The 12,864-nt window shown below is 56.3% G+C and carries 11 protein-coding genes; 7 read left to right on the top strand and 4 right to left on the bottom strand.

Annotated features, from left to right (window positions below):
* Nucleotides 1-60: 60 nt before the first annotated feature.
* The 3 genes from tyrB to LZ634_RS02315 all read left to right on the top strand — a co-directional run bounded on the left by tyrB (nucleotide 61) and on the right by LZ634_RS02315 (nucleotide 2,650).
* Nucleotides 61-1,254, top strand: coding sequence for an aromatic amino acid transaminase (tyrB, locus tag LZ634_RS02325; protein WP_061283359.1), 1,194 nt, complete (start codon nucleotides 61-63; stop codon nucleotides 1,252-1,254).
* 198 nt (nucleotides 1,255-1,452) lie between these two features.
* Complete coding sequence (aphA, locus tag LZ634_RS02320; protein WP_234502120.1) at nucleotides 1,453-2,166, top strand: acid phosphatase AphA; 714 nt, start codon at nucleotides 1,453-1,455, stop codon at nucleotides 2,164-2,166.
* Nucleotides 2,167-2,296: 130 nt separating this feature from the next.
* Entirely contained in the window at nucleotides 2,297-2,650 is a 354-nt protein-coding gene (locus LZ634_RS02315; RefSeq protein ID WP_234502119.1) for an MmcQ/YjbR family DNA-binding protein, read from the top strand.
* Here the strand turns inward: LZ634_RS02315 and uvrA are convergent, their stop codons facing one another.
* Complete coding sequence (uvrA, locus tag LZ634_RS02310) at nucleotides 2,651-5,476, bottom strand: excinuclease ABC subunit UvrA (protein ID WP_234502118.1); 2,826 nt, start codon at nucleotides 5,474-5,476, stop codon at nucleotides 2,651-2,653. It lies immediately after the preceding gene.
* A gap of 252 nt (nucleotides 5,477-5,728) precedes the next feature.
* Here uvrA and ssb1 point away from each other — a divergent pair, with 252 nt between their 5' ends.
* The 4 genes from ssb1 (at nucleotide 5,729) to LZ634_RS02290 (ending at nucleotide 10,183) form a co-directional block, all read left to right on the top strand.
* Nucleotides 5,729-6,259 carry a single-stranded DNA-binding protein SSB1 gene (gene ssb1 / locus LZ634_RS02305; RefSeq protein WP_234502117.1) on the top strand — a complete coding sequence of 177 codons (531 nt, stop codon included), beginning with the start codon at nucleotides 5,729-5,731 and terminating at the stop codon, nucleotides 6,257-6,259.
* A gap of 242 nt (nucleotides 6,260-6,501) precedes the next feature.
* Nucleotides 6,502-8,109 carry a gamma-glutamyltransferase family protein gene (locus tag LZ634_RS02300; RefSeq protein WP_234502116.1) on the top strand — a complete coding sequence of 536 codons (1,608 nt, stop codon included), beginning with the start codon at nucleotides 6,502-6,504 and terminating at the stop codon, nucleotides 8,107-8,109.
* 47 nt (nucleotides 8,110-8,156) lie between these two features.
* Nucleotides 8,157-9,461, top strand: a complete 1,305-nt coding sequence (gene oxlT, locus LZ634_RS02295; RefSeq protein WP_234502115.1) for an oxalate/formate MFS antiporter — start codon at nucleotides 8,157-8,159, stop codon at nucleotides 9,459-9,461.
* Nucleotides 9,462-9,475: 14 nt separating this feature from the next.
* Nucleotides 9,476-10,183, top strand: coding sequence for a GntR family transcriptional regulator (locus tag LZ634_RS02290; RefSeq protein WP_234502114.1), 708 nt, complete (start codon nucleotides 9,476-9,478; stop codon nucleotides 10,181-10,183).
* Between the two features lie 79 nt (nucleotides 10,184-10,262).
* On the opposite strand, the gene LZ634_RS02285 is transcribed toward LZ634_RS02290, so the two are convergent.
* The 3 genes from LZ634_RS02285 to soxS form a co-directional block, all read right to left on the bottom strand.
* Nucleotides 10,263-11,771 (bottom strand): lytic transglycosylase F, encoded by a 1,509-nt coding sequence (locus LZ634_RS02285; protein WP_234502113.1) that lies wholly within the window; start codon nucleotides 11,769-11,771, stop codon nucleotides 10,263-10,265.
* Nucleotides 11,772-11,910: 139 nt separating this feature from the next.
* Nucleotides 11,911-12,192 carry a YjcB family protein gene (locus LZ634_RS02280; protein ID WP_052281844.1) on the bottom strand — a complete coding sequence of 94 codons (282 nt, stop codon included), beginning with the start codon at nucleotides 12,190-12,192 and terminating at the stop codon, nucleotides 11,911-11,913.
* A gap of 258 nt (nucleotides 12,193-12,450) precedes the next feature.
* On the bottom strand, nucleotides 12,451-12,780 hold the full coding sequence (gene soxS, locus LZ634_RS02275) for a superoxide response transcriptional regulator SoxS (protein ID WP_052281845.1): 330 nt from the start codon (nucleotides 12,778-12,780) through the stop codon (nucleotides 12,451-12,453).
* Nucleotides 12,781-12,864: the final 84 nt, after the last annotated feature.

Genomic DNA, 12,864 nt, shown 5'->3' with positions numbered 1-12,864 from the left:
CCACTGCATCCGGTTTATTGTGTTATTTCCTGCCTTTCTGTAAACCTGGAGAACCATCGCGTGTTTCAAAAAGTTGACGCCTATGCGGGCGACCCCATTCTTTCGTTAATGGAACGCTTCAAAGAAGATCCGCGCAGCGACAAAGTTAACCTCAGCATCGGCCTGTACTACAACGAAGACGGCATCATTCCGCAGCTGCAGGCGGTGGCGAAAGCCGAAGCGCGTCTGAACGCGCAGCCGCACGGCGCGTCGTTGTATCTGCCGATGGAAGGGCTTAACAGCTACCGTCACACCGTGGCGCCGCTGCTGTTTGGCGCGGACAACCCGGTTCTCCAGCAACAGCGCGTGGCGACCATTCAAACCCTCGGCGGCTCCGGCGCGCTGAAGGTTGGCGCGGATTTCCTCAAGCGCTACTTCCCGGACTCCGGTGTGTGGGTCAGCGACCCGACCTGGGAAAACCATATCGCGATTTTTGAAGGTGCGGGCTTTACCGTCGGTACCTACCCGTGGTTTGACAGCGAAACCAACGGCGTGCGCGTGGATGCGCTGCTGGAAAAACTCAACACGCTGCCTGCACGCAGCATCGTGTTGCTGCATCCGTGCTGCCATAACCCAACCGGTGCCGATCTCACGCCTGCGCAGTGGGACGCGGTGGTTGAGGTGCTCAAGGCCCGTGAGCTGATTCCATTCCTCGATATCGCTTATCAAGGTTTTGGCGCGGGTATGGATGAGGACGCCTACGCGATCCGCGCGATTGCCGCGGCCGGGCTGCCTGCACTGGTCAGCAACTCGTTCTCCAAAATCTTCTCGCTGTACGGCGAGCGCGTCGGCGGTCTGTCGATTATCTGTGAAGATAACGAAACCGCGCTGCGCGTGCTGGGCCAGCTGAAAGCGACGGTGCGCCGTAACTATTCCAGCCCGCCGAACTTTGGGGCGCAGGTAGTGGCAGCGGTGCTGGGCGACGCGGAGCTGAAAGCCAACTGGCTGGCGGAAGTGGAAGGGATGCGTACGCGTATTCTGGAAATGCGTCAGGCGCTGGTCAACGTGCTGAAAGAAGAGATGCCGAACGGTAATTTCGACTATCTGCTCAAGCAGCGCGGGATGTTTAGCTACACCGGCCTGAGCGCGCAACAGGTTGATAGACTGCGCGACGAGTTCGGCGTTTACCTGATCGCCAGCGGTCGTATGTGCGTGGCAGGGCTCAACAGCCGGAACGTTCAGCGGGTTGCCAAAGCCTTTGCTGCTGTGATGTAAGTATGTGCTCACTCTGGCTCTAAGGTAAGCGCTGAGCCAGAGTGTTTTCCCGAAATCAAAACGTGATCTCCTTACTTTTTCTGGGATTATTCTTAGATATTCCTTCCTTTCGTCGACCTCAGACGGTAAGGTCGCAGTGCTTTGTTTAAAGCACGACTGACTCTAAAACAATAACGAATCGACGAATTAAGGGAAAACATGCGCAAGATTACGCAGGCTCTCAGTGCCGTCTGCTTGTTATTTGCACTGAATGCTTCGGTGACGGCCCATGCGTCGTCACCCTCTCCACTATACCCAGGGACCGATATCGCGAAACTTGCTGAGCAAGCGCCTATCCACTGGGTTTCTGTGGCACAGATTGAAAATAGTCTGCTTGGTCATCCGCCGATGGCCGTCGGTTTTGATATCGACGATACCGTGCTGTTCTCCAGTCCTGGCTTTTGGCGCGGGCAAAGAACCTATTCACCGGACAGCCAGGACTATCTGAAGAACCCTGAGTTTTGGGAAAAGATGAACAACGGCTGGGATGCGTTCAGCATTCCTAAAGAGGTCGCGCGTTCACTGATTGCGATGCACGTGAAGCGCGGCGACAGCATCTACTTTGTCACCGGACGTAGCCCGACCAAAACCGAAACCGTCTCCAAAACGCTGCAGGATGATTTCCTGATCCCGGCTGCGAGCATGAATCCGGTGATTTTTGCCGGCGACCATCCGGGGCAGAACAGCAAAACGCAGTGGCTAAAAGAGAAGAATATTCGGGTGTTTTATGGTGATTCAGACAACGACATCACCGCCGCGCGTGAAGCCGGTGCCCGAGGGATCCGCGTGCTGCGCGCCTCCAACTCTACTTACCGACCGCTGCCGCAGGCTGGCGCTTTCAATGAAGAAGTGATCGTTAACTCCGAGTACTGAGCGCCCTACCAAAAAATGATGCTTTTTTAGGCAAAATAATGCGTCGGAAGGTTTAACCTTTCGGCGTCTTGTTGCACACTGAAGGTGATGATTTTTTGCACAGATGGCGGTAACACAAAGGAGTATAACGATGACCAGCTCGGATCTTCTGCTGTACTGCATGGCTAAGCGTGGCGCGGAACAGAGCGTGCACAGCGACTGGAAGGCAACTCAGATTAAAGTGGCCGATGTGCTTTTCGCGATGGTAAAGGATGTGGAAGACCGCCCGGCGGTGTCGCTGAAAACCAGCCCCGAACTGGCAGACCTGCTGCGTCAGCAGCATAGCGATGTACGTCCCAGCCGCCATCTTAATAAAGCGCACTGGAGTACGGTTTATCTCGACGGTTCGCTGCCTAATTCACAGATTTACTATCTGGTTGATGCTTCGTATAAGCTGGCGGTAGAACTGCTGCCGGAAACGCTCCGACAGCAGATGTACTCGTAATTACGACAGCAGCGGCTTCAGGAAGCGCGCGGTGTGCGATGCTTCGCAGTTAGCCACCGTTTCCGGGGTGCCGGAAACGAGGATTTCACCGCCGCCGCTACCGCCCTCTGGGCCGAGGTCGACAATCCAGTCGGCCGTCTTAATGACGTCCAGGTTGTGCTCAATCACCACGATGGTATTGCCCTGATCCCGAAGCTGATGCAGGACTTCCAGCAGCTGTTGGATATCGGCAAAGTGCAGACCAGTGGTCGGCTCATCCAGAATGTACAGCGTTTGGCCGGTACCGCGTTTTGACAGCTCGCGTGCCAGCTTCACGCGCTGTGCTTCGCCGCCGGACAGCGTAGTCGCCGACTGACCAAGACGGATGTAGGTCAGACCCACGTCCATCAGGGTTTGCAGCTTACGCGCCAGCGCTGGCACCGCATCGAAGAACTCACGGGCTTCTTCAATGGTCATATCCAGCACTTCGTGGATAGTTTTGCCTTTGTACTTAATCTCCAGCGTTTCGCGGTTATAGCGTTTGCCTTTGCACTGGTCGCACGGCACGTAGATATCCGGCAGGAAGTGCATTTCAACTTTGATAACCCCATCGCCCTGACAGGCTTCACAGCGCCCGCCGCGGACGTTAAAGCTAAAGCGTCCCGGCGTGTAGCCGCGCGAACGTGACTCAGGCACGCCGGCAAACAGCTCGCGCACCGGTGTAAAGACGCCGGTGTAGGTCGCTGGGTTAGAGCGTGGCGTACGGCCGATTGGACTCTGGTCGATATCAATAACTTTATCGAAATGTTCCAGCCCCTGAACGTCGCGATACGGCGCCGGTTCGGCAATGGTTGCGCCGTTCAACTGGGTCTGCGCAATCGGGAACAGCGTGTCGTTAATCAGCGTTGATTTACCTGAGCCGGAAACGCCGGTGATGCAGGTAAACAGACCGACAGGCAGCGTAAGGGTCACGTCTTTCAGGTTGTTACCCGAGGCGCCGGTCAGCTTAAGGACTTTTTCCGGATCGGCCGGAACGCGGTTTTTTGGCACTTCAATTTTGCGTTTGCCGCTCATGAACTGCCCGGTTAACGACTCTGGCACCGCCATGATGTCGTCCAGCGTCCCTTCGGCAACCACCTGGCCACCGTGCACGCCCGCGCCCGGACCGATATCGATAACGTGGTCGGCGGCGCGAATGGCGTCTTCGTCGTGTTCGACCACAATCACCGTATTACCGAGGTTACGCAGGTGAACCAGCGTTCCCAGCAAACGTTCGTTATCGCGCTGGTGCAGGCCGATGGACGGTTCATCCAGCACGTACATCACGCCTACCAGCCCGGCGCCAATTTGGCTAGCCAGACGAATACGCTGCGCTTCACCGCCGGACAGGGTTTCTGCGGAGCGGGAAAGGGTCAGGTAGTTCAGGCCGACGTTCACCAGGAACTTCAGGCGATCGCCAATCTCTTTCAGCACTTTTTCGGCAATTTTAGCCCGTTGACCGGCCAGCTTCAGGTTGGTGAAAAAGTCCAGCGCGTGGCCGATGCTCATGTCGGAGATGGTAGGCAGCGGTGTGTTTTCTACATACACGTGGCGCGCTTCGCGGCGCAGACGCGTCCCGTCACAGCTGGTGCAGGAGCGGTTGCTGATGAATTTCGCCAGCTCTTCGCGGACCGCGCTCGATTCCGTCTCTTTATAGCGGCGCTCCATGTTATGCAGCACGCCTTCGAACGGATGGCGGCGCACGGAGGTGTCGCCACGGTCGTTGATGTATTTGAATTCAATCGACTCTTTGCCTGAACCGTACAGAATGGCCTTTTGTGCGACCGCGCCCAGGCTGTCCCATGGCGCTTCCACATCAAACTGGTAGTGTTCCGCCAGCGATTTCAGCATCTGGAAATAATAGAAGTTACGGCGATCCCAGCCGCGAATCGCGCCACCGGCAAGCGACAGCTCTGGATTCTGGATAACGCGGTCGGGGTCGAAATACTGCTGTACGCCCAGGCCGTCACAGGTTGGGCAGGCGCCGGCCGGGTTGTTGAACGAGAACAGGCGCGGTTCGAGCTCGCGCATGCTGTAGCCGCAGATTGGGCAGGCGAAGTTGGCGGAGAATAGCAGTTCTTCCGCTTTCGGGTCGTCCATGTCGGAGACTACCGCCGTGCCGCCGGAGAGGTCCAGCGCGGTTTCAAACGATTCCGCCAGGCGCTGTGACAAATCATCGCGCACTTTGAAGCGGTCGATAACCACTTCAATGGTGTGTTTCTTTTGCAGTTCCAGCTTCGGCGGATCGGACAGATCGCAGACTTCGCCATCAATGCGTGCGCGGATATAGCCCTGGCTTGCCAGGTTTTCCAGCGTTTTGGTGTGCTCGCCCTTACGCTCTTTGATGATAGGTGCCAGCAGCATCAGGCGCTTGCCTTCCGGCTGCGACAGCACGTTATCGACCATCTGGCTGACGGTTTGCGCCGCCAGCGGCACGTCGTGATCCGGACAGCGCGGTTCACCGACGCGAGCGTACAGCAGACGCAAATAGTCGTGGATTTCGGTGATGGTACCGACGGTAGAACGCGGGTTGTGCGAGGTCGACTTCTGCTCAATGGAGATAGCCGGCGACAGCCCTTCAATATGATCGACGTCCGGCTTTTCCATCAGCGACAGGAACTGACGCGCATAGGCAGAAAGCGATTCCACATAGCGACGCTGCCCCTCGGCGTAGAGGGTGTCGAAAGCCAATGAAGATTTACCAGACCCAGACAGCCCGGTCACGACAATCAGTTTGTCGCGAGGGATGACGAGGTTGATGTTTTTGAGATTATGGGTGCGGGCGCCCCGAACTTCGATCTTATCCATTCACCTTTCCCGGTAGAAGATACACGGATTGCCTGGTTTGTTCGAAGGACAAACGGCAGAAACGGCTAATTATGACACAACTTAACCTGAATGAATATACAGTATTAGAATGCCGATTCGGGTGGTCGATGAAAAATTGTAGAGTGACGAGATGTTTACTGGAATATGCATCGCGGCTATTAAAATACGGTCTGGAAATGATACACTGGCGCGTTTACACTTAATCAAGATACATTTTCAGGAGAGACAAACATGGCCAGCAGAGGCGTAAACAAGGTGATTCTCGTCGGTAACCTGGGCCAGGACCCGGAAGTGCGCTACATGCCGAATGGTGGCGCAGTTGCCAACATTACGCTGGCTACTTCCGAATCCTGGCGTGATAAAGCGACCGGTGAAATGAAAGAGCAGACCGAATGGCACCGCGTTGTGCTGTTTGGCAAGCTGGCGGAAGTTGCGGGTGAATACCTGCGTAAAGGCTCTCAGGTTTATATTGAAGGCCAGCTGCGTACTCGCAAATGGACCGATCAGGCCGGCGCAGAAAAATACACTACTGAAGTGGTGGTTAACGTCGGCGGCACCATGCAGATGCTCGGTGGCCGTCAGGGCGGCGGCGCAGCACCAGCAGGTGGCGGCCAGCAGCAGCAGGGCGGTTGGGGTCAGCCTCAGCAGCCACAGGGCGGCAACCAGTTCAGCGGCGGCGCGCAGTCCCGTCCGCAGCAGCAGTCCGCTCCGGCACCGTCTAACGAACCGCCAATGGACTTCGACGACGACATCCCATTCTAAGATTAGCGCTTCGCTAACCTGGAATATGAAACCCTGCTTCGGCAGGGTTTTTTGTTTATCCCTCCCGCTGAATTGCGCACCATGAACCCACATCGGCACCGTTTCGGTGCGTGCATTGCCCGCCAAAAAAAGTCACCCAAAGCGACTTAATCTCGTAACATTCAGATAAATAAAGAAAATGATAACTGGCACGGTTTGTGCCTACATTGATGTATACACTCATGTAGGCAAGGTGACCGGCAATGACTCATTACCAATCAGCAAAATGTATGCAGGGGATGGCCGTGGCGCCGCACTCGCTGGCTGCGGAAAGCGCGGTAGCGGTGCTGCGCGATGGCGGCAACGCGGTTGAAGCGATGGTCGCGGCGGCTGCCACCATTGCCGTGGTCTACCCGCACATGAATGGCATTGGCGGTGACGGCTTTTGGTTGATTTCCACACCGGGGCAAGAGCCGGTGGCGATTCAGGCCTGTGGGTTTGCGGCAGAAAAAGCGAGCCTCGATTTTTACCGCCAGGCAGGCTATCAGCACATTCCCGTGCGTGGGCCGCTGGCAGCCAACACCGTGGCTGGTACGGTATCCGGCTGGGAACAGGCGCTGGCGTGGGCTGAGCAAAATACGGCGAATAAATCTCTTCCTTTGCCTCGGCTGTTAAAAGATGCCATCCACTACGCGCGCCGGGGCGTACCGGTTTCGCCCGGCCTGCATCAGCAAATCACCTCGCGGCTGGATCAGCTGCGTCAGCATCCCGGTTTTTGCAGCCTGTTTGCCTCAACTGGCGAAGCGTTAGATGTAAATGAACTGCTCCTGCAACCCGCACTGGCAAACACGCTTGAGCGATTGGCGACCAATGGATTGGCGGATTTCTACCACGGTGAAACCGCGCGGTTGATGAGCGCTGAGCTGGAGGCCGCAGGCAGCCTGCTGCGTTTTACTGACTTCGACCGCTTCTGCGCCTCGCAGGTGAAACCGCTGGCGCTGCAAACCGATGTGGGAACGGTCTATAACCTGCCGCCGCCGTCGCAGGGGCTGGTGTCATTGCTCATCACCGGCATTCTTGAACAGCAGCGTAAAAAGGGCGTGATAACTGACGAGGCCGACTTTATTCATCAGTGCGTGGAGGCCACCAAGCTGGCCTTTAACTTGCGCGATAGCCATATCACCGATCCCGCCCACATGACACTCGATCCGCAGTCCTTACTGACCGCCGACAGTATTCGTGAGCTGAGCGCGCAGATCGTCGTCGATCGCGCGTTGCCGTGGGGCAAAGGACGCGGCCCGGCCGATACCATCTGGATGGGTGTTATCGATGGCTCGGGGACCGCCGTCAGCTTTATCCAGAGCATTTACCACGAATTTGGCAGTGCGGTGATCCTACCGGACAGCGGCGTCATCTGGCAAAACCGCGGCAGCAGCTTCTCGCTGGATCCCAACGCGACCAACCCACTGCAACCGGGGCGACTCCCGTTTCATACCCTCAACCCCGCGCTGGCACGGCTTGCCGACGGCGGGGTGCTGGTTTACGGCAGCATGGGCGGCGACGGGCAACCGCAAACGCTGGCGGCGGTCTTTGACCGTATTGTCTACCAGAATATGACGCCTCAGGCGGCCATCACCGCCCCGCGCTGGCTCCTCGGCCGCACCTGGGGTGAAAGCAGCGACACTCTCAAGATTGAAAGCCGTCATAGAGCGGCGACTACCGACACCCTCAAACAGTACGGCCATGACGTCGAGATCTACCCCCCTTATGACGACCTCATGGGGCATGCCGGAGCTATTCTCCGGCATCGCAACGGCATGCTGGAAGGCGGCAGCGACCCACGCAGTGACGGTGGCGTAGCCCGCTGGTAACCCCAGCATTTTCCAAAAGAAACATTGCAGGAATGATGAGGTGCGCGATGCGCGCCCGCTTTCTGGCAACTTTTTTTCGTCTATTGGAGCGTAATATGACCGTTCTTAGAGAACCTTTGGTAGCGCCAAAATTTGGCAAATGGACGCAGCTGATCCTCGGCCTTATCTGCATGGCATCCATCTCCAGCCCGCAGTATGTCTGGACATTGTTGACCAAACCGCTGACCGAAAAGCTGGGCGTAGGATTACCGGAACTGCAGGTGACGTTCTCGCTGCTGATTATTCTGCAGACCTTCTTTTCGCCGTTCCAGGGGCGTCTGGTAGAGCGCTTTGGCCCGCGTCTGCTGATCTCTATCGGTACCGTGATGGCCGGTTTGAGCTGGGTGCTTTCCGCGCATATTAACGGCCTGATGGCGCTGTATCTGGTGTATGGCTGTATTGGCGGCTTGGGCACCGGGATTGTCTATATCGGCGTGGTGGGGCTGATGGTGAAATGGTTCCCGCAAAACCGCGGCTTTGCCGCCGGCGCCGTCGCGGCTGGGTACGGAATGGGGGCGATTTTAACCACTTTCCCCATTGCGATTTCGCTGGGCAGCTATGGCCTTGAGCAGACGATGACGGTGTTCGGTCTGATTTTTGCCGCCGTTGGCCTGCTGGCAAGCCAGGGGTTAAGTCTACCGCCGAGCATGGCGGCGATGCCGGTCAGCCGCAAAGTTGCGCAAAGCACTCGTCAGTTCAATTCGCGGGAGATGCTACGCCAGCCGCTGTTCTGGCTGATGTTTGCGATGATGGCGATGATGTCGACTTCCGGCTTGATGGTGACGTCACAAATGGCGGTGTTTGCGGAGGACTTTGGTATCAGCAAAGCGGTGGTGTTCGGCATGGCGGCGCTGCCGCTGGCGCTGACCATCGATCGTTTCACCAACGGCTTAACGCGCCCGCTGTTTGGGTTTATTTCCGACCGCTACGGCCGCGAGAAAACCATGTTTATCGCCTTTGCGCTGGAAGGCTGCGCCATGACGTTGTGGCTGGCCTGCCGCGAAGATCCACTGCTGTTTGTGCTGCTCTCCGGCGTGGTATTTTTCGGCTGGGGTGAAATTTTCTCCCTGTTCCCATCGACGTTAACCGATACCTTTGGCAGCGAACATGCCGCCTCTAACTACGGCTGGCTGTATATTTCACAGGGCATTGGCTCCATTTTTGGTGGGCCGCTGGCGGCGCTGCTGTATCAACACACGCAGGGTTGGCACGTGGTCTTTGGCTGTGCGATAGCCCTTGATTTCATCACTGCCGGGCTGGCACTGTGTGTATTAAAACCCTGGCGTGCGCGGTTTATCCGCCAGCATAGCTAATTGCGGAGTATCCCATGACGGCAATGACATCTGAACCCACGCCGCTGCTGGCACATTCGGAACGTGTCTACCTGCAGCTGCGGCAGGAAATTTACCAATTCGTTCTCCTGCCCGGCGACCGCTTTACCGAGGTGGACATTGCCCGTCGCCTGGGATGCTCCCGCACGCCGGTACGTGAAGCGCTGCTGCTGCTGCAAAATGAAGGTCTGGTACGGCGCTGCTTGCGTAACGGCTGGGAGGTCTTCCCGATAGATTTCGACGTGTATGAGGATCTCTATGAGACGCGCGCGCTGATCGAGATGAATTCGGTCAGAAGCCTGTGCAGCTCGCCATCACCGAAGGTCAACCGGGATGTACTGGCGAGCCTCAAGGCTATTTGGGTGGTTACGCCGGAAGCTCAACTTCTGGAGTGCGATAATATCGCCTCTTTAGATGAGCAGTTTCACATCGCCCTGACCGAGGCGGCGGGCAACCGGGAATTGGCCACGATCCTGACCAACATCACCAACCGCATCCGCATCATGCGTCGGCTCGACTTTGAATATGAAACGCGAATCGCGCAAACCTACAAGGAACACGCGGAACTGCTGGACGCCATTGAGCAGCGGGATGAGGAACGGGCCGTGGCGCTGATTTCTGCGCACATCAAGGATGCATACAAAGGTGCCAGCACCATTACGCTGCGCCGTTTGCAGGGCGTTCGCGCACAGCAGATACGTTAAGCGCGGCAGGGCAGCCGTTTTGCTGCCATCCGGCGGAGCTGAAAATGCCGGATGGCGCAGCGCTTATCAGGATGGTCGGTCAGGCACTTTTATCGGCCGCCGGGATAATGGGCGGTTTGCCCGTTGCCGCTCGCTTACGGTTCATTTCGTCGAGAATCAGTCGGTAGGCGATGTAGTATTTATAGATATTACTGACGTAGGTTACCGTTTCGGCGCCAATCTTTTCGGCGGCGAGATTCTCCACGTTGCCAAACCAGATGTTGGGGTCAAAGCCGCGTTTTTGGGTTTCGGCCCGAAGGCGAGCGATACGCGCAGGGCCGGCGTTGTAGGAGGCGAACGAGAATAAGGCTTTGTCCAGCTGGGTCATTGGCTGGTCGCCGTAGTAGCGGTCGATCATCCAGCGCATATATTTCACCCCAGCGTGAATGTTCGGGTCGAGCTGCTTGATATCGCCAACCTTCAGTTCTTTACCGGTTTTTGGCATCACCTGCATCACGCCGATAGCACCGACATGGCTGCGCACCGACTGATCGAGCCTCGACTCCTGGTAGCCCTGGGCGGCCATCAGCAGCCAGTCGACGTCGTAACGATCGCCGTATTTCCTGAACACCTCGACCATTTTCAAAAACTTGCGCCGCTCTTTTTCGGCGGCGGCATTTTTGACGTATTTGGCGCTTTTTAGATAGCGCAGCAGCAGCGTGTTGCCCAGCGTGCTGCCCTGGCGATGGTCTTTCACAAAGTGATTGAGCTCGGTCAGCAGCAACGGATTGTCTTTGCGGACGGCCCAGGCAATGCTGCCGTCATCGCGCAGTACCACATCCTCATGCACCGTAATTTTCGGGAAAACCTGTTTCCAGAATAGCGCTTTGTGGCGATCGACCACGGTCAACGGAATCAGCCCGGCGTTGAGCATCTCCAGCAGGTCTTCATCTTCCAGCGCTTCAGGGGCGGGTTTGATAATCACCGGGGGCCGTTTTTCTTTGCTGAAACGCGCGTTCAGGGCGAGCAGGCTCTCGTAATAGCTTGATGACTGACGCACAAATACCGTTTTACCGGCGAGATCGTCCACGCTTTTCACCGTCGGCGAGCTGGGGCCGGAGATCAGCAGTTCCTGAATTCCACTGTAGAGCGGGTCGGTGAAGGCGACCTCTTTTTGGCGCGCGGATGTGATGGTCAGGTTGGCCGCGGCGATATCCCCTTTACCCTCATTAAGCGCGGTAAACAGCGTATCCCGCGTCACTGGTACGAAGATAATGCGCACTTTTAGATGCCGCTGTTTGAGCTTTTTATCTTTGGCTAATTGCGCGTTCAGGCTGCGCTCATAGGCCGCAAATATATCGTGGGTTGCCCCGCGCTGTTGGCCTTTGTTGATGAAAAAGAACGTCTTGCTGTAGGTCGTTAGTACTCGGATCACCCGCCTGTCGAGCATGCCTGGGAGGTCGCCTTTCCAGGGTTGCATGATGGTCTCGGTGTTCACCTCTAAGGTGTCGGCGGCCGCTTTTGTTTCCTGGGCGGCATAGGCAGGAAAGGCCAGCAGCAGGGCGCTAAGACAGGGGATAATGAAACGATGAAAAGGGATGGCGTTCATGGTGCGGCACTCCGCAGGGCGCATCCCTTAATTTTAGTCGAGCGGGAGTAAAAAGCCTGGGGTTGCCAGGGCTTTTTCTCGCGGGATTCAGGCAATAAAAAACCCCGAAAAATAGGGGTTTATGCACGGTGGTCGGCGCTTAGTACATCGCGACAGGCCATTCCGGCGGCGCGTGGCTCATGACTTCAACCATCACATCTTTGATATTGTTCAGGATGGTGCTGATATCGACCAGCGTAATACCCAACAACCCCGTTGCAAACCAACAGGCCGCTGCGACACCCAGCATACCGCTGATGACCGCCAGCCCGGCGTAGTCTGATTTACGAAGTTGAATTTTCAGGGTACTGGCGATAAACATCAGTACCGCGCTGGTTAACGGCCAGCGTAACAGCGCGACGCCCGCGGTAATGGAAACCATGAGACCTTATCCTCAAAAATAAACAAGACATTGCCCTGACAGCGCATTGTTTATTGAGGCCCGAGGCGCTCTGGCTATCTGAAGGCATTCAAAACGGAGATGAAACAGCGTTCCTGTTTCAATCGATAGTGTGAACTATATCACATTTGTCGTTTTATTCACCAGAGGCAGGCGCGGGATTTTTGTCAACACATTAACCATATTTATTGTATGGTTTTGTTGCTGTCGCGCAGGCGCAGCGACAGCAATCTAAGGGCGTTAAGCGGAGATTTGGTGACGATAGTCCGTTGGCGTACGGTCGAACTCGCGGCGGAATACGCGCGAGAAAGTCTGCTGCGAGACATAGCCAAGGTCCATAGCGATATCAAAGATCGGGCGCTGGGTGGTGCGTAGCGCTTCTGCTGCCAGCAGCAGACGGCGTTGGCGAATGTAATCTCCCAGCGTCTGATGCATCACGGTGCGGAACATCCGCTGCAGGTACCACTTCGAATAACCTGATTTTTTCGCCACGATATCGATGTTAAGCGGTTGCTCGATATGTTCATCAATCCATTCAATTAGCGTCTGAATAATTTCCCGATGGGACATAAGGCTCTCCCCGTTGTCTATTTTTGCGTCGATTTCTGTTCTGCTGGCGAGTATAATTCCTCAAGTTAACTTGAGGTAAAGCGG

Origin of the sequence: Kluyvera intermedia (genome assembly GCF_021440345.1) — a bacterium.
GTDB lineage: Bacteria > Pseudomonadota > Gammaproteobacteria > Enterobacterales > Enterobacteriaceae > Kluyvera > Kluyvera intermedia_A.
Note: the sequence above shows the minus strand (reverse complement) of the source record. Positions and strands in the feature narration are given on the sequence as shown.